The organism is Streptococcus parasanguinis (assembly GCF_040908565.1).
Taxonomy (GTDB): domain Bacteria; phylum Bacillota; class Bacilli; order Lactobacillales; family Streptococcaceae; genus Streptococcus; species Streptococcus parasanguinis_AC.
Genome location: NZ_JBDGEA010000006.1, coordinates 36,213 through 58,861, shown reverse-complemented (window position 1 = coordinate 58,861; position 22,649 = coordinate 36,213). Strand labels below are relative to the sequence as shown.

Annotated in this window: 18 protein-coding genes and 1 pseudogene; 2 read left to right on the top strand and 17 right to left on the bottom strand. The window is 43.1% G+C overall.

Annotated elements, in window-relative coordinates; genetic code table 11:
* Positions 1-3: 3 nt before the first annotated feature.
* The 9 genes from pstA to truB form a co-directional block, all read right to left on the bottom strand.
* Entirely contained in the window at positions 4-888 is an 885-nt protein-coding gene (pstA, locus tag AB5Y61_RS04380) for a phosphate ABC transporter permease PstA (RefSeq protein WP_003006597.1), read from the bottom strand.
* Complete coding sequence (pstC, locus tag AB5Y61_RS04375) at positions 878-1,789, bottom strand: phosphate ABC transporter permease subunit PstC (protein WP_368403296.1); 912 nt, start codon at positions 1,787-1,789, stop codon at positions 878-880. The genes pstA and pstC overlap by 11 nt, the downstream gene beginning before the upstream one ends.
* Positions 1,790-1,805: 16 nt before the next feature.
* Positions 1,806-2,672 carry a phosphate ABC transporter substrate-binding protein PstS family protein gene (locus tag AB5Y61_RS04370; protein WP_368403295.1) on the bottom strand — a complete coding sequence of 289 codons (867 nt, stop codon included), beginning with the start codon at positions 2,670-2,672 and terminating at the stop codon, positions 1,806-1,808.
* 107 nt (positions 2,673-2,779) lie between these two features.
* A complete protein-coding gene (locus tag AB5Y61_RS04365) occupies positions 2,780-4,084 on the bottom strand; it encodes an RsmF rRNA methyltransferase first C-terminal domain-containing protein (protein ID WP_368403294.1) in 1,305 nt (434 codons plus the stop codon).
* Entirely contained in the window at positions 4,085-4,855 is a 771-nt protein-coding gene (locus tag AB5Y61_RS04360) for an inositol monophosphatase family protein (protein ID WP_195189732.1), read from the bottom strand.
* Positions 4,845-5,123 carry a UPF0223 family protein gene (locus tag AB5Y61_RS04355; protein WP_288598793.1) on the bottom strand — a complete coding sequence of 93 codons (279 nt, stop codon included), beginning with the start codon at positions 5,121-5,123 and terminating at the stop codon, positions 4,845-4,847. The genes AB5Y61_RS04360 and AB5Y61_RS04355 overlap by 11 nt, the downstream gene beginning before the upstream one ends.
* Before the next feature lie 12 nt (positions 5,124-5,135).
* Positions 5,136-5,537: a Spx/MgsR family RNA polymerase-binding regulatory protein gene (locus AB5Y61_RS04350; protein ID WP_195189730.1), complete on the bottom strand. Its 402-nt coding sequence runs from the start codon at positions 5,535-5,537 to the stop codon at positions 5,136-5,138.
* A 170-nt stretch (positions 5,538-5,707) separates the two neighbouring features.
* Positions 5,708-6,628, bottom strand: a complete 921-nt coding sequence (locus AB5Y61_RS04345) for a bifunctional riboflavin kinase/FAD synthetase (protein ID WP_368403293.1) — start codon at positions 6,626-6,628, stop codon at positions 5,708-5,710.
* A gap of 4 nt (positions 6,629-6,632) precedes the next feature.
* A complete protein-coding gene (truB, locus tag AB5Y61_RS04340) occupies positions 6,633-7,529 on the bottom strand; it encodes a tRNA pseudouridine(55) synthase TruB (protein ID WP_368403325.1) in 897 nt (298 codons plus the stop codon).
* Positions 7,530-7,709: 180 nt separating this feature from the next.
* Between truB and AB5Y61_RS04335 the strand changes: the two genes are divergently transcribed.
* On the top strand, positions 7,710-9,026 hold the full coding sequence (locus AB5Y61_RS04335; RefSeq protein ID WP_368403292.1) for an FAD-containing oxidoreductase: 1,317 nt from the start codon (positions 7,710-7,712) through the stop codon (positions 9,024-9,026).
* 33 nt (positions 9,027-9,059) lie between these two features.
* Here the strand turns inward: AB5Y61_RS04335 and AB5Y61_RS04330 are convergent, their stop codons facing one another.
* The 3 genes from AB5Y61_RS04330 to pcrA form a co-directional block, all read right to left on the bottom strand.
* Positions 9,060-9,860 (bottom strand): alpha/beta fold hydrolase, encoded by an 801-nt coding sequence (locus AB5Y61_RS04330; RefSeq protein ID WP_439145112.1) that lies wholly within the window; start codon positions 9,858-9,860, stop codon positions 9,060-9,062.
* A gap of 3 nt (positions 9,861-9,863) precedes the next feature.
* Positions 9,864-11,138, bottom strand: a complete 1,275-nt coding sequence (locus AB5Y61_RS04325) for a DUF2130 domain-containing protein (protein ID WP_368403291.1) — start codon at positions 11,136-11,138, stop codon at positions 9,864-9,866.
* A 370-nt stretch (positions 11,139-11,508) separates the two neighbouring features.
* The gene (gene pcrA, locus AB5Y61_RS04320) at positions 11,509-13,794 is read right to left on the bottom strand and encodes a DNA helicase PcrA (RefSeq protein ID WP_368403290.1); all 2,286 of its coding nucleotides are present in this window, start codon (positions 13,792-13,794) and stop codon (positions 11,509-11,511) included.
* A gap of 151 nt (positions 13,795-13,945) precedes the next feature.
* Here pcrA and AB5Y61_RS04315 point away from each other — a divergent pair, with 151 nt between their 5' ends.
* On the top strand, positions 13,946-15,136 hold the full coding sequence (locus tag AB5Y61_RS04315; RefSeq protein ID WP_368403289.1) for a cation diffusion facilitator family transporter: 1,191 nt from the start codon (positions 13,946-13,948) through the stop codon (positions 15,134-15,136).
* 295 nt (positions 15,137-15,431) lie between these two features.
* On the opposite strand, the pseudogene AB5Y61_RS04310 reads toward AB5Y61_RS04315, so the two are convergent.
* The 5 genes and pseudogenes from AB5Y61_RS04310 to AB5Y61_RS04290 form a co-directional block, all read right to left on the bottom strand.
* Positions 15,432-15,914, bottom strand: a pseudogene (locus AB5Y61_RS04310) (transporter substrate-binding domain-containing protein); the annotation flags it as partial.
* A gap of 204 nt (positions 15,915-16,118) precedes the next feature.
* Positions 16,119-16,679: a signal peptidase I gene (lepB, locus tag AB5Y61_RS04305; protein WP_254732604.1), complete on the bottom strand. Its 561-nt coding sequence runs from the start codon at positions 16,677-16,679 to the stop codon at positions 16,119-16,121.
* Between the two features lie 165 nt (positions 16,680-16,844).
* Positions 16,845-18,350, bottom strand: a complete 1,506-nt coding sequence (gene pyk, locus AB5Y61_RS04300; RefSeq protein ID WP_368403288.1) for a pyruvate kinase — start codon at positions 18,348-18,350, stop codon at positions 16,845-16,847.
* Between the two features lie 69 nt (positions 18,351-18,419).
* On the bottom strand, positions 18,420-19,433 hold the full coding sequence (gene pfkA, locus AB5Y61_RS04295) for a 6-phosphofructokinase (protein ID WP_368403287.1): 1,014 nt from the start codon (positions 19,431-19,433) through the stop codon (positions 18,420-18,422).
* Positions 19,434-19,517: 84 nt separating this feature from the next.
* Positions 19,518-22,619: a DNA polymerase III subunit alpha gene (locus AB5Y61_RS04290; RefSeq protein ID WP_368403286.1), complete on the bottom strand. Its 3,102-nt coding sequence runs from the start codon at positions 22,617-22,619 to the stop codon at positions 19,518-19,520.
* Between the last annotated feature and the right edge of the window lie 30 nt (positions 22,620-22,649).

The window sequence follows — 22,649 nt, the reverse complement described above, 5'->3', positions numbered from 1 at the left end:
CCTTTAAGCAGATGTTAGTTTTTTATGGAGGTAACTTCCGAGTTTGCGCGCTCCAAAGTTAAAAATCAAGATAAAGATCAAAAGAACGGCGGCAGAACCGGCTGAGACTTCGATTGAGTCTGGAATGGTTCCTTCACTATTGACCTTCCAGATATGGACAGCCAAGGTTTCAGCCTGACGGAAGATCGAAATTGGACTGGTCACACTAAAGATATTCCAGTTTGACCAATCAAGGGCTGGAGCCGATTGACCTGCAGTATAGATCAAGGCAGCAGCTTCCCCAAAGATCCGTCCTGAGGCTAAGACGACCCCAGTGATAATACTTGGAAGAGCTTCTGGTACCACAACATGGATCACAGTTTCCCAGCGAGACAAGCCCAGTGCTAGACCTGCTTCGCGCTGCGTATGATGGACGTGCTGCAAGCTATCTTCGATATTACGGGTCATCTGTGGCAGGTTAAAGACGGTCAAGGCCAAGGCCCCTGAAATGATCGAAAATCCATATTTGAACTGCACAACAAAGACCAAGTAACCAAAGAGACCTACAACGACAGATGGCAAGGAAGACAAGATCTCAATACAGGTACGAACCAAATTGGTCAAGCGCCCTTTTTTAGCGTACTCAGAAAGGTAAATCCCAGCCCCAAGAGAAAGTGGGAAGGAAATCACCAAGGTAATGACTAAGAGGAAGAAGGAATTATACAATTGAATTCCGATCCCTCCTCCTGCTTGGTAAGAAGAAGATTTCCCAGTCAAGAAGTGCCAAGATACATGGGGCAAGCCGCGGACCAAGATATAAAGGATCAATGAGGCAAGAATCGCAACGATGATCCCTGAAATAGCATACAGTACTCCTGTTGCAATTTTATCCATTCGTTTAGCGTGCATAGTTCTTCTTACCTCTTTCTTTCGTAATCAGTTTAATCACACTGTTAAAGGCAAGACTCATGAGGAGCAATACCAAGGCGAGTGACCAAAGAACATTGTTATTGACCGTACCCATGACGGTATTTCCGATTCCCATGGTCAAAATAGAGGTGAGGGTGGAAGCTGGTGTGGTGAGCGAGGTTGGCACCACTGCCGAGTTTCCGACCACCATCTGGATAGCCAAGGCTTCCCCAAAGGCACGCGCCATTCCAAAGACGACCGCTGTAAAGATTCCAGAGCGAGCTGCCTTGAGCGTGACATGCCAAATGGTTTGCCAGCGGGTCGCTCCCATGGCCATACTAGCTTCCCGGTAATGACGGGGTACAGCTCGGAGGCTATCGGTCGTCATAAAGGTAACAGTTGGTAGGATCATAACAAAGAGGACAAAGACCCCTGAGAGGATCCCAAAACCAGTCCCTCCAAAGAGACTACGCGTAAATGGGACGACCACTTGAAGACCAATGAATCCATAAACAACGGAAGGAATCCCCACTAAGAGCTCAATTGCTGGTTGCAAGAAACGAGCTCCTTTGGGGGAGACTTCTGTCATGAAAACAGCTGCACCAATGGCAAACGGCGTTGCCAAGATGGCAGAAAGCAAGGTTACAATAAAGGAACCTAAAATCATGGGTAGGGCTCCAAATTCCTTTGCAGCAGGATTCCAAGAGCTCCCAAATAGAAAACTAAAGATATTGACTTTATTAACAAAGAAAGTCGATAAACCTTTTTGGGCCACGAAAATCAAAATCATGGCAACGACGACAACAATCAAACTCATACATAGAAAGGTAATGGTTTTCCCAAATTTTTCTAGGCGGGAGTTTTTTGATTTCGTCAGCATTTTTTTTGCTACTTCGTTCATTTTTTACCTAATTCTTTTATTTTTTTGTCACATTCCCTTTTAAATCACGGGTGACTTTCATATCATTGATTGGAATATAACCCATCTTGCCAACAACTTTTTGCTGAACCTCATCCGTCATCATGTAGTCAATGAATTTTTTAGACAAGTCATTGGGTTTTCCCTTGGTATACATATGTTCGTAAGACCAGATGGGCCAGTTATTGTTGACGACATTGGCTTTGGTTGGTTGATAACCATTGAGCTTCATGGTTTTGACACTGCTATCCAAGTAGGTAAAGGCTAGATAAGAGATGGCTCCTGGCGTTTGAGAAACGATATTTTTCACCATTCCATTAGAGTCTTGCTCTTGGGCCTGTTTGGGTTGTTTGCCATCCATGATAATGGCATCAAAGACAGCACGACTACCAGAACCTACGGCACGGTTCACAATCGTGATCTCAAGATCTGGACCACCCAACTGCTTCCAGTTGGTATATTCACCTGTAAAGATCTTTCGCAATTGCTCCGTTGTCAAATTGTCGATCGAGATATTTTTATTGGCAATGATGGCTGTCCCTGCTACGGCTACCTGATGATCGACCAGACTAGAGGCATCGATCCCAGACTTTTCCTCTGCAAACAGGTCACTATTACCGATGTCCACAGCACCTGATTGAACTTGTGAAAGTCCTGTACCAGAACCTCCTCCTTGTACATTCACAATCTTACCAGGATGTTCTTCAATGTAGCGATCTACCACTCCTTCAACCAAGGGTTGCAAGGCAGTGGATCCAACAGCAGTGATGGATTCTCCGCGATTGATCCAAGAAGCACAAGCAGATAAACTTCCTGCTAATGCGATCGTCGCTAGTCCTAGGATCAGCTTTTTAGACTTTTTCAAATCATGTCTCCTTGATATTTCACTATTTCACTTATGATTTTGACAAGTTTTTTTCAAAAAAAACTGTACTTCCACTATATCATAGAACGGGTTCTTTGCCCAGCATTTTACCTAAAACGAAGCCCCTTTGGATAGAAATTTTTCAGGGTCTGTCCGGTCACTTTAGCAAAGCCCAAACCATTGCCTTCGACCAGGACCTGGTACCATCCATTTGGATGCGTTTCACTCAATTCAACCGTCTCTCCCGCCACATAATGAACAAAGTCCTCAGGCGTGATCGAAACTGTCTCTTTGACTTCACTCGGTCTCAATACTAGACCAAGGGCAAAACTAGGTTCAAATCGATTTTTCTTGAAGGTCCCTAGGTGCAAGCCATTTCGGGCGATTTTTACTTTTCGCAAATCTGGTAAACCTAAAGGAACCAAATACAGCTCGTCACCAAAGGTTTCGAGGACACCTTCTAGAGTGATCTTCAAGTGTTTCTTAGCAAATTCCTGCCACCATTTCTTTTGTTCTGCAGATAATTGGTCCTTCTTCGAAGGGACTTTGGCAGGTCGATTCTCTCCTAGATAGCGGAAGCGAGCGACAAATTGGCCCTCCCCTTTAAAGAGATGAGGATACATCCGTGCGGTTTCTGGATAGTCGATGCCTTCTGCCATACCATTGATCTTCTCAATCGTTTCCAGCTCCAGATCATAGTTTTCCACAAGCCAGGATACGATCTCTTCATTTTCCTCAGGAGCCCAGGTACAGGTTGAATAAACCAAGGAACCTCCTGGAACCAACATCTTGAGGGCATCCTCTAGAATCTCTCTTTGAAGGAGACTACACTCTCGAGGGTAATTGACAGACCAATAGTCCATGGCATCTGGTTGCTTGCGGAACATCCCCTCACCTGAACAAGGGGCGTCTAGTACAATCAGATCAAAAAAGCCTGAGAAAACTTTGGCCAGACGATCGGCAGACTCATTGGTTACTAGCACATTTCGCGCACCAAAGCGTTCGACATTCTCTACAAGAATTTTCGAGCGCCCCTTGTGGATTTCATTGGAGACCAAGAGTCCTTGATTGTCCAAATAAGACAAGAGTTGCGTCGTCTTACCACCAGGTGCTGCGGCTAAGTCTAGGACCTTCATCCCAGGCTTTGGCTGGGCAACTTGGGCCACTATCTGAGCTGCTGGCTCTTGCGAATAGACCAAGCCCGTTGCATGCTCAATGGATTTTCCTGAGACCTTTCCATAATGGCCCCAAGGGGTATTGGGAATCGGATTATCAAATACTTTTTGCGCTTCTTTCAAAGGATTAGTCCGAAAGGCCGAAACTGCTTCTTGATCAAAGGTCGCAAAAAAAGCAGCAGCATCCTCTCCTAGAAGATGCTGGTATTTTTCTTTAAAACCATTGGGAAAATTCATTTAACTTCTCCCTTTCTTAAGATAGGTTTGAATCTCTGTTAACTTCACTTTTGGAACCATCATAATGGGCTCTACTGTTTGGTAATTGGGTTTATCCCCATTTAGATTTAAAACGGTATAGCCTAAGCGTTCGCCCATAATCGCTGCTGCTGCATAATCCCAAGGCCAGATGTAACTAAAATAAGCCAGAACACCACCTGAGAGAATTTTTGCAAAACTAATACCGGCACTACCATAGACTCGAATTCCAAGAGAAGCCATACCAAGATCGGCCATGCCCCAGTCATTTTTCTCAAGCATGCCGACATTTGAAGCAATCAGAAAGTTTTCCAGAGGTTGGTCCACAAAAGGCGTCAATTCAAACTCATTGCGATAAACCGGGAATTCCCCACCCCCATAAAAAAGGTGATCCCGCATAACATCGTAGATCAAGCCAAACTGACCAATTCCTTCTTCAAAATAAGCCACCATCACCGCAAAATCTTCCTTTTGGGTCACAAAATTATTGGTTCCATCAATGGGATCGATCACCCAAACCGATCCTTCTGAAATCGGTGAACGTAGACCATCTTCTTCTGCAAAAATTCGATCATCTGGGTAGCGATTTGTGATTTTATCGACCAAATTTTGTTGAACCTGTTGGTCCATCTGGGTCACCAGGTCTGTTGGTCCTGTCTTTTTGGTAATTGTCAAGGCATCATGGAGATGAAGACGTAAATACTCTCCAGCCTCCAGGACGATTTGTTTAGCAAACTCTAATTTATTCTTCAAGAGAAAACCATCCTTCCTCTTTTTGCTTTGCAGCCTGGGTCGCGCGATAGAGAGAATAACCGCTCACTTCTTCAAACTCTCGTCCGAGACGCTTTTCTTCTCCGATACTAGGTACGACCTTCTTAAAAGCGCGGTAGACTTCCATATATTCTTTGGCCTCTACCTTACTTTCATAGGCTTCTTCGACTTTATTGAAAAAAGAAAGCACTGAAGCAAGCTCTTCAGTGCTCCACGATAAGTCCAGTGGGTAACTATAATTTTTTTGCATTCGACATACTTCTTAGTTTATTTCTGCTCTTAGAGTGGCAGAGCGTAACTCTTGTTTGCGATAACTCCGTGGCAAGAAGGCCCGAATTTCATCTTCGTTAAAACCTATTTGCATGCGTTTGTTATCTAAAATAATGGGTCTGCGTAAGAGACTAGGATTTTCCTCAATCAAACGGATCAAGGCTGAAATCGATAGCTCTTCGACATCAACATCCAATTTTTGAAAAATTTTTGAACGAGTTGAAATAATGTCGTCTGTTCCGTTTTCGGTCAAGGCCAATATACTTGTCAACTCCTGTTTGCTCAAAGGACTTGTCATAATATTGTGTTCTTTAAATGGAACATCGTGCTTTTTTAACCAAGCCCGAGCTTTTCGACATGATGTACAACTCGGTGATAAAAATAATGTAATCATGTGGTTCACTTCTTTTTTTATATATAACTATCTAACTCTATTATACAAAAAAAATAGGTGCTTGAAAAGCGCTTTTTTGATTTCTCTAAGATTTTTCTGCATTTCTTCAAAAATATGAAATTGCTTTCATTTTTTTATTTGGAAAAGATAGAAAAAGATTAGGTCTTCTCCTAATCCTCTCTCCAGTTTCGTGCGACCACCTCATCCTCTTTTAATTGAGCCACAAGCTGGTCGATCGTATCAAATTTAATCATCTCACGGATCTTATCCAACCAATGAATCGTCAAAGTATGCCCGTAGATATCTCCAGTAAAGTCAAAGAGGTTAGCCTCGAAACGAAGCTCTTTCCCGTCAAAAGTTACATTTTTACCGACAGAAGCCATCCCCCGGTAAGTCTGCCCCTTATATAACACATCAACCACATAGACACCATCAGACGGCAGATAAGTTCGGTCAATCGGTGCTAGATTTGCAGTAGGGTAACCAATAGTCCTTCCCCGTGCATCCCCATGCACCACGATTCCACGACTGGATAAGGGCTCCCCTAGCAGTCGAGCAGCTTCCTTGACACGCCCTTTTATAATAGCTTGACGAATGCGGGTCGAGCTAATTTTTTCGCCCTGATCCAATACAGGTGGAATGACTTCGATCTGACCATCAAAATAAGCGGATAAGTTAGAGACATTATTTTTATCCGAACCAAAACTGTAATCAAATCCTGCAATTAAGACTCGAGCTCTCAAAGCTCTAACATACTGATCAATAAATTCTTTCGCTGTCTTAGAGGCAAAATCTGTCGTAAAATCGATAAGAAAGAGCTCATCTACTCCTAGTTCTTTTAGTTTTTGGAACCGATCCTCAGGGCTCTGCAAATGGAGTAATAATTCTGGTTGGTAGCGAACAAAGGCTAACTTAGGTGATTCAGGAAAGGTTAACAAAGCCACCTTCAATCCCTTTTCATCCGCAATCTGACGTGCCTTTTTAAAAAGTTTTTGGTGCCCCAGATGCAGACCATCAAAATAGCCTAGAACCAAAACGGTCTCACTCTCCAAGTGGATCTGGTTAGCAGTAGTTATCAAACGAATATTCATAAATTTATTGTAACACACTTTCTGTCAGAAAAACCTTGCGAGGTTTGTAAAGTTCTTCCCTTTTTTCCAAAATGGCTACCAATTTCCCTTGGTAAAAAGCAGCTAACTCTCTGGCTTCGCTCTCAACTGGAATAAAGCGTCCCACTTGGACTTCACCGACCTCTTCTACAGTCAGCTCTACTTTTTCCAGATCTCCGATCCCAATCTCAAGTGGGTGAAGGAAGCTCAAATCTCCTTGCGTTACCTTTTCAGCAAGCTCTTCCAGGGTCAAGGCATCATCCAGTGACAAACCGGCAGCACTTGTCCGTGTTAAGTGGGACATATGAGCCGCATAACCCAACTTTTGACCAAGGTCCACCGACAAGGTCCGGATATAGGTTCCCTTGCTGCATTTTACCCGGAAGCGAAAACGGGCCAGGCCTTCTTCATAGCTAATCTCACTAGTGCGCGTGAATTCATAAATCGTCACCTGTCGGACAGGCCGTTCCACTTCTTCTCCTGCCCGTGCATATTCATAGAGTTTGCGCCCATTGACCTTGACAGCTGAGTACATGGGCGGAACTTGAGTAATGGTTCCAGTCAAACTAGCAATCGCTTGATCTACAACGGTTTCATCTAAAGGAGACAAGACCGGCGTCTCAGCAACTACTTCTCCACTAACATCTTCCGTCGTGGTAGAAAAGCCCAAAGTGATTTCTCCCTCGTAGATTTTACCTTCATCCTGCATAAATTCAACCATCCGGGTCGCTTTTCCTACGGCAATCGGAAGCACCCCGACCACATCCGGATCCAAAGTTCCTCCATGGCCAATCTTCTTGGTGCCTAAGATTTTCCGCAGTTTAAAGACCACATCATGCGAAGTCATGCCCGCTTCTTTTTTTACATTGATAATTCCGTCCATCTGATTTGCTCTTTCTAACTCATGTGTGACCATGACGGTCACCGACCTCTTATTATACCATGAAAGCAGGCTTCTTGTCCCTCTTTCCCCCTTCCCATGAGCTTCCAAAAAATCCCGTAGCAGAATTCAGACTTTTTAAAATGGGTTTGATACAATAGAAAACGAAAGAAGGTGTAACATATGTTAATGTATGATGTTATTGTGATTGGATTTGGTAAAGCTGGTAAAACACTTGCAGCGAAATTATCAAGCCAAGGAAAAAAAGTCGCTCTGATTGAAAAGAGCAAATCTATGTACGGTGGTACTTGTATCAATATAGCTTGTATTCCCACCAAGACCTTGATTGTTGCCGCAGAAAAAGGCTTGGATTTTGAACAAGCCATGAATGAAAAAAATGCGGTCACTACTCGTCTCAATGGCAAGAACTACGCAACCATTGCTGGAACTGGTGTAGACATCATCGACGCGACTGCTCGTTTCCTTTCCAACAAGGTCATCGAAATTCAAGCTGGAGATGAAAAGGAAGAATTGACAGCTGAAACCATTATTATTAATACTGGTGCTGTGCCAACTATTCTTCCAATCCCAGGATTGGCTGAAAGTAAATTTGCTGTGGATTCAACTGGTATTCAACGGCTGGAAAACCTACCAAAACGCCTGGGCGTCCTTGGTGGTGGACCTATCGGATTGGAATTTGCCCATCTCTACAATACCTTGGGTAGCCAAGTAACAGTATTGGATGCTTCTGAAGCATTCTTGCCACGGATCGAGCCAAGCATTGCAGCTCTTGCAAAAGGCTACCTTGAAGAAGATGGCATTCAATTCTTGCAAGGCGTTCATACCCAAGAAATCAAAGATGGTGAAGCTAGTTTAACCCTTGTAACCGATAAAGGAGACTTCGAGTTTGATGTCCTTCTCTACGCAACAGGACGTAAGCCAAATACAGCTGGTCTTGGTCTTGAGAACACAGACATCCAAGTTACTGATCGTGGAGCGATTCAAGTCAACCGTCATTTGGAAACCAGCGTCCCTGGTGTATTTGCAGTTGGGGATGTCAATGGTGGTCCTCAGTTCACCTATATGTCCCTCGATGACTTCCGCATCGTCTTCAACTACCTTACAGGAGATGGTAGCTACAATCTCGAAACACGCGGAAACTATGCGACAACACTCTTCATTGCTCCTCCATTGGCCCAAGTCGGCTTGACTGAGCAAGAAGCACGCGACAAAGGACTTCCAGTGGCTGTCAAAGAATTGCCAGTTGCTGCCATGCCACGTGGCCATGTCAATGCAGACCTTCGAGGTGCTTTCAAAGCCGTAGTCAATCCAGAAACCAAAGAAATCCTTGGAGCAACTCTCTTTGGGGAAGCCGCAGGTGAACTCATTAACCTGATCACCATGGCCATGGACAACAAGATTCCTTATACTTACATCGCAAAACAAATCTTTACCCACCCAACCATGGCAGAAAACCTAAACGATCTCTTTGCGATTTAACTAACATAAAAAAGCTGGAAAATTCCAGCTTTTTTAGTTTAAAAATCCACAGACAGCCTCTTGAAATGCTTTATTTTCTTCATACAGAGCATGACCTGAATGCTTAAGAATAAGGAGCTGACAACCCGAAATCGCTTTTGCCAGTTCCTTGGATCCCTTCACACCAATCACATCATCTTCAAGGGCACCAAGGATCAGGGTCGGACAATGAATGTACTTTAAGACCTCAAGGCTATTATGTTCCAGGCAAGACTGAGATTGAATGGCAATTCGTTTCTTATCCTTAATTCGTCCCAAGCGACCCATGATATTATAAAGCAACCGCCACTTTTGATAGCTCTTTTGCGTGTAGGAGTGCTTTGCAATATCCAGCATGAGATCTCTAAAAGTTCCAGATTGACTAAGCTTTTGCCAATGCTCAATTCGCTCTCTAGCAAGTTGACTAGGCTTCGCTGTTGTCACAGCTAGGATGAGCTTTTGAACCCTTTCTGGAAAATCTGCAGCTAGCCATTGAGCAATCATTCCACCTTGTGAAATCCCTATGACATAAGCGGCATCTAGGTTTAGTGTCTCCATTGCTTCTGCTACATCTGCTGCCATATCCCGTGTTGCATAGCCCTGCCTCAACTCATTGATTCGAGAAAAAACATAGATTTTATAATGCTTAGCAAGTAGACGATAAGAGAGGGAAAAGAGTTGGGCCTTTCCTTTAACCGTCTGCGGCCCATCCCCCAAGCCTGGTATGATAACGAGAGGCTTCTTTCCTTTACCAAATGTCACATAGTCCATGGTTTTCCCATTCATGGACAAGGTAGCGTTCTTAGCTGAATACAAAGATTATTCCCCCTTCAAGGCATCAAACTTTGCTTTCATAGTCGGATTCTTCCGAGTCAATTTTTTAACGGAAACATCATCCAACTTGTTGTTGGCAAGGCGGAGTTGATTTTCTGATGTGGTCAAGAATTTCTTGACTTCTTCCATCCGCTTGATGGCCTTGTCGATTTCATCAATGGCCTTACCGAAGTTGACCGAAGCTGAATTGTAGTTCTTAGCAAAGGCAACCTTGAAGGCGTCTAGGTCCTCTTCAAAGTGAGTGATATCAATATTTTGTTCACGAATAAGCGATAACTCCTGCTTGTATTTAAGAGAGTTAAGAGCCGCATTGCGTAAGAGACCAATCAACTGGATAAAGAACTGAGGACGAACGACATACATCTTATCATACTCATGACTGACATCCACAATCCCTGTGTTGAAGTAGTCATTATCGGCTTCTAACATCGATACTAATACAGCATACTCACAGTTCTTTTCTCGACGATCCTTATCCAATTCCTTGTAAAAATCAGCGTTTTTATGCTTCTTCTCTGTCCCGTCGGCTTCATTCTTCATCTCAAACATGATGGAAATGAATTCCAGCCCATTTTCATCAAAGTCACGGAAGATAAAGTCCCCTTTAGAACCACGAGCAGAGACCTTGTTGTCCTTTTCGAAATAAGCGTTTGGAAAGGCGAAACTACGAACCTTGTTAAACTCGCTCTCCGCATACTGTTCTAGACTTTCCCCAATGGCCTTGGTCGACTGTTGGGCCTTGAAGTTCTTGTAAAACTCGACCTGTTCATTGGCCGCCTTAAGCTGGGCTTCGTAGTTTTGCTTAACAGAAGTCAGAGAAAGCTCATTTTCTTTTTCTTGTAATAGGAGCTGATTTTTGACCTGATCTCTTTCTTTCTCTAGATCAGACAGTGTTTTTTGAAGCTGATTTTCATGCTCCAAGCGCAAGGTAGCCAACTGATTTTCCAGCGCTTGCACTTCTTTTTCTTTCTCTAGCAGGCTTTGGCTAGCTGTTTGCTCCACCTCTTTTTTGGCCAATTCTTTTTCAGTATCAAACTGTTGAATCTGGTTTTGTAACTGGGCAATTTCTTGGTCCTTCTTGGCTAACTTCTCTTGCTGCTCATTAAGGGCCTTTTGCTCAGCTAAAGCCAACTCTTGCCGAATCCGCTCATGAATTTCCTTGTCAAACTCCGCTGTCCGTACCTGTGACAAGAGTTCGCTGTATTGACTTTCATTGACTGTAAAGACTTCCCCACAGTTGGGGCACTTGATTTCGTTCATAGCATGCCTCTTTCTCTATTCTTAGTATATTATATCATGCCACTTGGAAAATAAAAACCAGCAAGCTAAGCTTGCTGGTTTCAACTGAATATTCATTCCTCTATAGAGACTTTTCTTAGGTGAGGACGGACGGCAGCGACTCCCTTTGGGATTCCATACCTTAGATTTGAGCCTCACGTCTCAAATCTACCGAGCACCAGAAACTGATGTGTTTCTGGTGCTTTCCTCACGGCGAAAAGTCTCAACCTATTCTGCACTATTCCCAGAAGTTCTTTTCTTGGAACTTTTTCTTGCAGTAACAAATTAGATCCTCAAGGAGATAGTGCATGTTTATGATCTGAAACAGTACACTTAGCTTACTGGCTTTAGTTTATTTCTTCTCAATCGGCGCGACACTGGCCAAGAGTTTCTTGAGACCCACTTCTGGGAAGTTGATCTTGAGCTCTTGGGTGTTGCCACTTCCTGATACCTCAAGCACGGTTCCTTCGCCCCACTTCTTGTGAATGGCAATGTCGCCAATAGACCAAGCGACAGTTTCTTTGGCACCCGCTCGGTTACCATTGCCAAAGGGTAGGCTTGATGACGTGAGAGCACTTGGAGCTGCTTGTCTCTTGCGCTCTTGAAGGGCTTGTGACAGACTCATGCCTTTTCCAAAGGTTGTTCCGCCACCATTGCTATAAGATGCCTTAAAACTTGTGTTGACTGGACGGGCCAATCCTTGGTAGGTTAACAAATCTGAGCTAATTTCATTGATAAAGCGCGTCGGACGGTTGTAGCTGGTCCGCCCAAAGAGCAAACGAGAATTGGCATTGGTCAAAAAGAGAACCTTCTCTGCCCGCGTGATCCCCACGTAAGCCAAACGACGTTCTTCTTCCAACTCATCCGGATCCTCTGCCGCCCGACTAAGAGGAAAGACGTTTTCTTCCATCCCAATCAAGAAGACCACTGGGAATTCCAAACCTTTGGCCGCGTGAAGGGTCATCAAGGTGACTTCTGAGGTCTCTTGCGCTCCATCGTCTGTATCGGCAATCAAGGCTAAGTCGTTCAAGAAACGACTCAAGGTGTCCACACCTGATTCGTCTTCGACGGTTTCCCCGTTTTCATCAAAATTTTTGGTAACAGACAGGAACTCTTGGATATTCTCAATGCGGGCCTGACTTTCTAAATTCCCCTGATTGGTTAGGGCCGTCATGTAACCTGTCTTATCAAGGACTTCTTCGACCAATTCTGTAATGGTCAGCTGGTCCAATTTTTCTCTCAAATCAAGAATGAGATTGGCAAAGTCCCAGATGGCTTGGGCTGCCTTTCCTTTGATGCCAGAGAGCATGATATTGGCTGAAGCATCTAGGAGTGAGGACTCTTGCATTTGGGCAAAATCGCGAATCTTATCCACTGTACCTGGCCCGATTCCACGCTTGGGTTCATTGATAATCCGCTCAAAACTGATATTGTCACTGAGATTAGCAATCAAGTTTAAATAAGCAATAACATCTCGAATTTCCTTCCGGCTGTAGAACTTGGTGCCCCCTACCATGGTATAGGGAATATTGGACTTGAGCAGCGCTTCTTCAATGGTTCGTGACTGGGCATTCGTCCGGTAGAGAACCGCAAAATCACGATGCTTATAGCCAGCTTCGCGACTGAGCTCTTCAATGGTTTTGGCAACAAAGACCGCTTCATCCTGCTCATCATTGGCCCGGTAATAAACAATCTCTTCACCGTCTGCATTTTGGGTCCAAAGATTCTTCGGACGGCGGTTCCGATTGTTTTTGATGACGTCATTGGCTGCTTGCAAGATCGTCTTAGTCGAGCGATAATTTTCCTCTAACAAAACGACCTTGGCATCAGGATAATCCTTCTCAAAATCCAGGATATTCTGCATATCCGCTCCCCGCCAGCCATAAATAGACTGGTCCGCATCCCCAACGACACAGATATTTTTAAAACGTGAAGCCAAGAGTTTGACCAACTGGTATTGGGCATGGTTGGTATCTTGGTACTCATCTACATGGATGTATTGGAACTTCTGCTGGTAATAGGTCAGCACATCAGGATGCTGGTCAAAGAGACGCAAGGTCAGCATAATCAAATCATCAAAGTCTACTGCTTCTGACTGTCGGAGTTCCTTTTGGTAAGCCTCATAACACTTGGCGACGATCTGGGTATACATATCCCCCGCTTGGGCAGCATAGGCCACTTCATCGATCAAGTCATTTTTGGCATTGGAAATAGTTCCCAAAATGGTCCGTTCATTCCATTTCTTAGGATCCAAATTCAAGGACTTCAAGATCCGCTTCATCAAGGTCCGTTGCTCACCTGGATCGACAATGGTAAAATTCCGATTGTAGCCAATGTGATCTGCATCGCGACGAAGGATGCGCACACACATGGAGTGGAAGGTCGCAATCAAGCAATCTTGGGTGGCTGGATTCAATTGATAAGCCCGCTCCTTCATCTCCCGAGCGGCCTTATTGGTAAAGGTAATGGCCAAGATATTCCAAGGATTGACCATTTTTTCATCGATCAAGTAAGCAATCCGGTGGGTCAAGACACGTGTCTTACCTGAACCAGCCCCCGCCATGATCAAGAGGGGACCTTCTGTCGTTTGGACCGCCTCTGCTTGGCGATCATTCATACCATTCAATAAAGGATTCATCTCATACTCCTCATTCATTCAATCGTTCTATTATACCACAAAACCAGCCTAGCTTCTTTTAAAAAAGGGCTGATTTGAATTTACCTTCCAAAAACGATATAATAGTAGCTTAAAGAGAACAGGTTCACATCCGAGGTTGTAGGAGGAAATTTTGGAAAAACCATACAGTAACTTAAAACTGGCCGAACGTGGTGCCATCATCAGTATTCTAGCCTATTTACTGCTATCTTCAGCAAAATTAGCTACTGGCCATCTGCTTCACTCCTCTAGTTTGGTAGCTGATGGATTTAACAACTTATCAGATATTATCAGCAATGCTGCCCTGCTCATCGGGATTCGTCTCGCTCGCCAACCAGCTGACCGTGATCACAAGTTTGGTCACTGGAAAATTGAGGATCTAGCTAGTTTAGTCACCTCCATCATTATGTTTTATGTCGGTTTTGATGTCTTACGCGATACCCTCCAAAAGATCTTCAGCAATGAAACAGTTAGCATTGATCCACTCGGTGCTGGTGTCGGAGTGGTTTCAGCCCTTGTCATGCTAGGCGTTTATTTCTACAATCTTCGCTTAGCAAAACGGGCCAAATCAAAAGCCTTAAAAGCGGCCGCAAAAGACAATCTTTCAGACGTCGTCACATCTCTTGGGACGTCGATTGCGATTGCTGCTAGTGCTTTTAACTATCCAATTGTCGATAAAATCGCAGCCATCATCATCACCTTCTTTATCCTCAAAACAGCCTACGATATTTTTATGGAATCTTCCTTTAGTCTTTCAGACGGCTTTGACGATAGTCTCCTCGAAGATTACGAAAAAGCTATTTTAAAACTCCCTAAGATTGCGCGTGTGAAATATCAACGCGGGCGGACCTACGGAAGCAATATCTATCTGGACGTTGTCTTGGAGATGAATCCCGATCTTTCAGTCTATGAAAGCCATGCCATCACTGAAGAAGTCGAGGATCTCTTGACAGAAGAATTTGGAGTCTTTGACATTGACGTCCATGTAGAACCTAGCTCAATTCCTGAAGATGAGCTGATCGAAAACGTTGAAAAGAAACTCTTGACCTACGAAAAACGCCTCTATGCTAAGCAAGAATTTGATACATTGCTAGCGGATAATTATACCTTGATTGACGATACCGGTCACGAACACCACAAAGCGGAATTAATAGAGGCTCTCGCAAGCGACCAAGTTCAATTCCAAAACTTTGAACTGGAGTCCATCAGCCAAAAAACCAAACTCATACGCTATGAACTAGACGGTCAAATCCATACCAGTCTCTGGCGTCGCCACGAAACTTGGCAAAAGATTTTCCATCAAATTACTAATAAAACAGACTAAAAAGCTAGGAAGTATTTCCTAGCTTGAGAGAGTATCCAAACCTTATAAAAAAAGTTAATTGATTCTCTAAAAATTTTCTAATTTTTAAAATGAATCAAAAGTATACCAAAACTTTCCGCTGTGAGAAAAGTGCTAGAAACAGTGATGTTTCTAGCACTCGGGAGTTTTGAAACCTTAGGTTCAAAACTAAGTCATGGAACTTTGTAGAAGTTCGCTGACGTCCGTACTCACCTAAGGAAAGTTTTTAAGATAACTTTGTCTTTAATCTAAAGCTAGGAATGATTTCCTAGCTTTTTTACTTGATGTCATCTGTCGCTACATCCGTTCCGAACCACTTCTTAGAGATCTTTTGGAACTGACCCTTTTGATAGAGTTTTACGAAAGCTTCATCAATTTTTTTCTTCAAGGTTTTATCTGCCTTGCGTACCCCTACTGCAAAGGATTCTGTCTCAAAACCGACAGGAAAGACATTGTAGTCTTTTAAAATTCCTTCTGTTTGTAGATAATAGTTGGCATAGACACGGTCGATTAAGAGGCCATCGATCCGATCGTTCTGGAGATCAATCAGTGCCTCGTTAAAACTCTGGTATTGGGTGGCCTTTTGATTTTTGACCTTATTTTTTAAGAATTTAGGATTGGCTTCAAAATCCATATAGCCAGAAGATCCTGTCTGGGCACCTAATCGTTTCTCTTTCATCCCATCGACTGATTGGATCCCAGATGCTTTCTTTGTGACCAAGACTTGCTCGTTTTTCATATAGGGCTTGGTAAAAGCAACAACGATTCCTAATGGAATCGATAAAATCAATACGAAAGCAAACACTTGCAAGGTGAGGCTTGCTCCCTTTAACAAACTTGGTAAAATTTCCAAAGCATACTGCATAGCATTCTCCTCCTAAAAAAATATTTAATGAATATCTTACCACAAAAATGAAAAAAAACTAGTTCATTTTGATATTTATAAAAAAAAATAGCCTTTCGGCTATTCTTCTACTTTTATAAATCCAAATTTATTAAGGGGATAGAGACGCAGATTCACGACTCCTTCGATCTGATTTTTATGGATATAACCAAACTCACGACTATCTTCTGTATCCCCACGGTTATCATTTAAGACTAGAAAGGTATCGGATGGTACACGACCAGCCTTGGTCCCTTTTAACTCTGATAAAAAGAAATCATCCGTATAATACCCATTACTCGTTGGGGCAGCTAGATGTTTGTTCAGCATTTTATTTAGGTAAGGTTCTGGTGTTGCCTGTCCATTCAAATAGAGGACATCATCTACGTAACTGACTTCATCGTTTTCTTTAGCAATGACACGTCCAAGGTATTCTTTTCCACCGACCTTGTATAAGACCAAATCACTGCGATCTACCTGAGCATTTTTAGTTGCTACCACAAGATCTCCATTTTTCACAGAAGCATTGGCCATCTTATCATTGATACTAAATGGATGAAATACAAAGATACGAAGCAAAATCAGTGCCAAAACCAGAACACCGACAATGATGACATTTCTAATTAAATCTCTCCTTGGCATGTATGTCTCCCTTCCTTTTTGTTTATTATACCATTTTTTTGATCTTTAAAAAAGAGAAAGTAAGCACTAGTGAGAATTCTTGCCAACACACTAAATAAGCAAAAGAAAAACCTCGCGGTCAATCCTTTTGGACCAACCAGCAAGGTTATAAGAAAAATTTCTTTATTAACGTACAGTACGGATACGCATCGTGTTTGTACGAACTGCTTCACCAAGTGGCACACCTGCAACGATAACGATATCGTCACCAGATTGTACAAGACCTGCTTCAACTGCTTTACGTTCAGCAATTTCAAACATGTCATCAGTTGATGATGGAGCTTCTGTCAACATTGGGATCACACCCCAGTTCAACATCAATCCACGTTCTGTCAATTCGTCAAATGTCAATGCCAAGATATCAGCATTTGGACGATATTTAGAGATCAAACGTGCTGTGTGACCAGTCTTAGTAAGAGTTACAACCAATTTGATGTCCATTGAGTTTGTAGCATCTTTAACTGCTGAAGCCATAACTTCTGTCTTAGAGTTACGTTCAAATGAATCTGAGTTCAAACGTCCGTATTCGTTAAGAAGAGTTTGAGCGTTCTTGTCGATGGTAGCCATTGTACGAACAGACTCAAGTGGGTATTTACCATTTGCAGACTCACCTGAAAGCATGGTAGCGTCAGTTCCGTCAATAACAGCGTTAAATACGTCTGATACTTCTGAACGAGTCGCACGTGGTTTTTCAGTCATTGTTTCAAGCATGTTTGTTGCAGTGATAACAACTTTACCAGCAGCGTTTACTTTCGTGATAATCATTTTTTGGTAAACTGGAACCATTTCGAATGGTACTTCGATACCCATGTCACCACGAGCGATCATGATACCGTCAGCAGCTTCAATGATTTCGTCCAAGTTGTCGATACCTTGTTGGTTTTCGATCTTCGCAAACAATTGAACGTGACCGTTACCAGTTTCTTCACAGATAGCACGAACTTCGTTTACGTCTTTTGCAGTACGTACGAATGAGATCGCGATGAAGTTGATACCTTGTTCCAAACCGAAACGAATATCATCATTATCACGTTCAGCAAGAGCTGGGAAAGGAATTTTCGTGTTAGGGATGTTAACACCTTTTTGTTTAGCGATCACACCGTCGTTTTCAACCTCAACGACAAATTCACGAGTTGCGTCGTCTTTTTCTACAACACGAAGACCCAATTTACCATCGTCAACCAATACTTGGCGACCAACTTCAACGTCATCATAGATGTCAAGCCCACCTGCAACGTTCAAAGCAATCACTTCAAGAGTTGATTTGATACCTTGTTTAGTTGCAACACGAATCTTTTCTCCAGTTTTGTATGAGTACTCTTTCGCTTCACCTTCGAACAATTCAGTACGGATTTCTGGTCCTTTAGTATCAAGAAGGAAACCAACTTTTTTACCTGCAAGTTTTTCTGCAAGTTTAACAGTTGCCATACGTTCACCTTGTTCTTGGTGGTCACCGTGTGAGAAGTTGAAACGGAAAGTGTTAGCACCAGCTTCGATCAATTTAGCAATATTTTGTGCTGAAGCTTCAACGTCAAGTTTTTCACCCCAGTATCCATCTTCACCAAATTTTTTACCGCCACGGATTTCTACCGCAGGACCTAAGGTTGCAACGATTTTAACACGTTTGTTCATGATATATGTGACTCCTTTTTAAATATATCTGTCTATTTAGACAAAGTTAACAAATTTAATAAATAGAAATTAGATTGAAGACAAGCTACGGTTCAATTCAGCAAGACCAAGATCAGCTTTATGAGGATTATTTACAACAATCTTGCCATCTTCTGTCAAGCTAAAGAGAGCTCCTTCTTCTGCCTTACCAAGGATTGGATTTTCAACCATTTCTTCATTACGGATACCAACGGCAACCCCACCGATTCCTTGTTTAAGCAATTTAACAGCGTGCGCTCCCATGCGTGAAGCAAGAACACGGTCACGCGCAGTAGGTGAACCACCACGTTGGATATGGCCAAGCTCAGTCACACGAAGGTCACTTTCATCACCAGCCGCTTTCAAGGCTTTACCGAATTCATCTGCAGACATCACGCCTTCAGCCAAAACGATGATGTTGTGCGTACGACCCTTTGCATAGCCTTCTTTGATACTTTCAACAACTTCTTCGATTTTGAAACCTTCTTCTGGAATGATGATTTCATCTGCACCTGAAGCAATCCCTGCCCAAAGAGCGATATCTCCAGCATTACGGCCCATAACCTCAATAACAAAAGTACGACGGTGACTAGATGAAGTATCACGGATCTTGTCGATCGCATCCATTGCAGTAGTCACTGCAGTATCAAAACCAATTGTAAAATCAGTTCCGACGATATCGTTGTCGATCGTACCAGGAAGACCCACTGCTGGGAATCCAAGTTCTGTCAAGCGCATCGCACCATGGTAAGAACCATCTCCACCAATAACAACAACACCTTCAATTCCATGTTTCTTCAATTGCTCAATCCCTTTTAATTGACCTTCGCGTTGAGCGAATTCAGGGTAACGAGCTGAATGAAGGAAAGTCCCACCACGGGAAATAATATCACCAACAGATGAGGTATCTAGTGGCTGAATTTTTCCAGCAACCATACCTGCGTATCCATCGTAGATACCAAAAACTTCCATTCCTTCAGAAATTGCTTGACGAACAACTGCACGGATAGCAGCATTCATACCAGGGGCATCTCCTCCACTAGTTAAAACAGCAATACGTTTCATTTCGTTTTTTGCTCCTTTTTTTCTTTTACATTCTAAGTAATTATAACACAAAGAAGACTAAAATTCTCGTATTTTTCGCAGTTTTTAACGATAAATCGTTTTCATAACAAGATTCTTTAATTCGTCTTCTAATTCTTGGTTTTTCTGGACTGTATAGCCCTTCAATTGAAGCGTTTTTTTCTCGTCTTCATAGCGTAATACCACAGGATATGGCCCTGGATATTTTTTCAAGATAGATAGAATCGTTTTGTCCTGACGATGATCGAGCAACTGAATCCAGAATTTTTCATTAGTCGCTAGTTGCGCCTCTGCTAGAATCATCTGTAAGCGCCCATCACGCTCTTGTATTTTCCCCGTCAAGTAATAGAAGCCACCTTCTTTTATCAAGGAGGAAAATCGATTATAGGTTTCAGGGAAAAGGGTCACATCCAATTTTTTCTTGGTATCACTGACTTGTAAGAAAGCCATGAGATCGCCCGACTTGGTTCGAATGGTCCGGATGGCTTGCACCTCTATGAGGATTCGCGCCTGCTCTCCTTGAACTAATTGGGAAATTGGCTGAATCTCGTAGGGACTCGTTTGCCCAATTGCCACCAATGGGTGGGTACTGAGCCCGATGCCAATAATGGCCTCTTCCTTCTGGTATTTTTCAGCCTGACTAAAGTCCTCTGCCTCTGTCCAAGAATAGTTAGAATCCGCAAACAAGCTGCCTAGCTCATCAGCAAAGACAAATAAATTCGGCAAATTGTGAAGCACCTTGCGTCTATTCTTCTCAAAGTTATCAAACAACCCTAGTTCTACTAAAGGCGTCAATAGAGGTAATTTATGATACTGATTAGGAAGGCGTAAAATAAAATCTTCGACACTTTCAAAGGGACGATTGTCAATGATCCAATACGCTAAATCTCTTGGGAGTCCCTTGATATTTTTCATGCCCAAGTAAATTTTTCGATCCTGAAACTTATCTCTGTAAGGGATGGTATTGATCGATAATGGAGCGATTTTAAAATCAAACTGGAGAGCATCTGTCAGATAATCGCTGCTTGAATAATTGAGCATGACATCAAAGAAAACATCTGGATAATGGACCTTGAAATAGGCCATCTGAAAGGCCAAGGCAGAATAGGCATAGGCATGGGAACGGTTAAACCCATAGCCTGCGAATTTTTCCATGATCGCAAAGACCTCTTTGGCTTTTTCTTCCGTATGCCCAAGTTTAAGAGCACCTACAACAAAATCGTCTTCCATCTGATGCATTTCAGCTGCATTTTTTTTGCCCATAGCCCGACGTAAAATATCGGCTTTCCCTAGGCTAAAGCCTGCAAAACGCTGGGCAACCTGCATCACCTGCTCTTGGTAGAGCATGATCCCATAAGTGGGACGTAAAATTTCTTCAATAGCTGGATCCAGAATGTCAACCGTTTCCTGGCCGTGCTTTCTTTTGACGAAATTATCAATGTAATCACTAGCTCCTGGACGGTTGAGAGAGGTGGTCGCTACCACTTCTTCGAAATGATTGGGTCTCACACGTCTCAAAAGGCGGATAGCTCCAGCTTGTTCAAATTGGAAAATCCCCTTGGTATCCCCAGCAGCAAATAAGGCCAAGGTTTCTGCATCTTCTAAATCAATGGCTTCAATCACGATCTCTTCTTGGTACTTTTCATAGACGGCTTCCTTCATTTTCTGAACAAAGGTTAAATTTCGCAGACCCAAAAAGTCCATCTTCAACAGACCATTGGCTTCAACCGCATGGGCATCATACTGGGTGACAAACATGTCTTCTCCATACTTGAGAGGAATGTGATCCGTCAAATCCTGGTCACTCATCACAACCCCAGCCGCATGGATAGAGGTCTGCCTTGGTTGGCCTTCTATTCTTTTGGCAATTTCAAAGCCACGCTCAAATTCTGCTCGGCTATGAATCACTTGTCGAAATGCTAGATTCTGTTCATAAGCTGTCGCCAGTGTATCCCTAAAGCCAATCCGCTTGGTAATGGAGGTCAATTCGTACTCTGGTACTCCAAAACGTTTAAAGACATCTCGAATGGCTTGTTTGGCCCCAAAGGTTGAAAAGGTCACGATCTGAGCTGCATGGTAACTCCCATAACGGTCTCTCACATAGCGGATAAATTCTGGACGATAAATATCAGGAATATCAATATCAATATCCGGCATGGTGTAGCGCTCCACATTTAAAAATCGCTCAAACAGGAGGTTCTTCTCCACTGGATCAATCCCTGTAATCTCCAGGGCATAAGCTACCAGTGAGCCTACAGCAGACCCACGCCCCATTCCCATATAATATCCCTGACTTCGTCCGAAACGAAGAAGATCCCAGACAATCAAGAAATAATCATCAAAGCCCATTTGGTGAATAATGTCTAATTCATGCTCCAAACGTTCTTGATAGACCGGACTAGTCAAGTTCTTTCGAAGAAGACCCGCTTGGGCTAATTCTCTCAGTTCCGCAACAGCTGGTTTCTGAGGATTGAAGCGAGGCAATTTCAACTGGGTATCAATGTCGTATTGAATCCCTTGGACAAGTTTTTCAAGATTTGTGATGGCTTGAGGAAATCGCTCAGCAAAATCATTCTGTAACTCCTGAGGAGTTTTTAAGACTGTTCTAGGATCAATTTGTCCTGTTTCTGTCAAGCTTTGATTGTCCTTGATGGCTGCCAGCATCTGCATGGCTTCCATATCTCCAACCTCAAAGAAACGCACAGTATGAAGAGGGAGCACAGGGTGGCTAAACTCTTGGAACGGCGTATCTGCAAAAACTCCGATGTGGTAATCTAGACCAAGCAGCAAGTCTCCACTAGCAAAAGGCGCTGGGACAATAACTGCTACTTCTTCTGTTAGGTGCTTTACATCCTCCCAATTGCTCTTCCCCATCATTTTGACGGTCGACATCTTCATCAGATTCTGGTAGCCCTTCGTTGACAAGGCCATCATCCTAAAAGGAATTGTTTCATTGTCTACCTCTAGTCCAACTTCTAAACCGACCAAGGGGATGAGGTTGTGGGCCCGACAGGCTTCGATAAATTCATAAGCACCATACAAATTATCTACATCCATGATTCCCAAAGCGTCATAACCCATGCTTTTAGCCACTTGTACATAGTCTTTTATGGTCACAAGGCTCTCCATAAAGGTATAGACTGATTTGGTATCTAGCTGTGCAATCACTTTTTCTCCTCCCTCACTGGTCTATTTTTT

Bases quoted from the DNA above. Each gene is read 5' to 3' on its own strand.
- pstA (WP_003006597.1), bottom strand. From the start codon at position 888: ATGCACGCTAAACGAATGGATAAAATTGCAACAGGAGTACTGTATGCT.
- pstC (WP_368403296.1), bottom strand. From the start codon at position 1,789: ATGAACGAAGTAGCAAAAAAAATGCTGACGAAATCAAAAAACTCCCGC.
- AB5Y61_RS04365 (WP_368403294.1), bottom strand. From the start codon at position 4,084: ATGAATTTTCCCAATGGTTTTAAAGAAAAATACCAGCATCTTCTAGGA.
- AB5Y61_RS04355 (WP_288598793.1), bottom strand. From the start codon at position 5,123: ATGCAAAAAAATTATAGTTACCCACTGGACTTATCGTGGAGCACTGAA.
- AB5Y61_RS04350 (WP_195189730.1), bottom strand. From the start codon at position 5,537: ATGATTACATTATTTTTATCACCGAGTTGTACATCATGTCGAAAAGCT.
- AB5Y61_RS04345 (WP_368403293.1), bottom strand. From the start codon at position 6,628: ATGAATATTCGTTTGATAACTACTGCTAACCAGATCCACTTGGAGAGT.
- truB (WP_368403325.1), bottom strand. From the start codon at position 7,529: ATGGACGGAATTATCAATGTAAAAAAAGAAGCGGGCATGACTTCGCAT.
- AB5Y61_RS04335 (WP_368403292.1), top strand. From the start codon at position 7,710: ATGTTAATGTATGATGTTATTGTGATTGGATTTGGTAAAGCTGGTAAA.
- AB5Y61_RS04325 (WP_368403291.1), bottom strand. From the start codon at position 11,138: ATGAACGAAATCAAGTGCCCCAACTGTGGGGAAGTCTTTACAGTCAAT.
- pcrA (WP_368403290.1), bottom strand. From the start codon at position 13,794: ATGAATCCTTTATTGAATGGTATGAATGATCGCCAAGCAGAGGCGGTC.
- lepB (WP_254732604.1), bottom strand. From the start codon at position 16,679: ATGCCAAGGAGAGATTTAATTAGAAATGTCATCATTGTCGGTGTTCTG.
- pyk (WP_368403288.1), bottom strand. From the start codon at position 18,350: ATGAACAAACGTGTTAAAATCGTTGCAACCTTAGGTCCTGCGGTAGAA.
- pfkA (WP_368403287.1), bottom strand. From the start codon at position 19,433: ATGAAACGTATTGCTGTTTTAACTAGTGGAGGAGATGCCCCTGGTATG.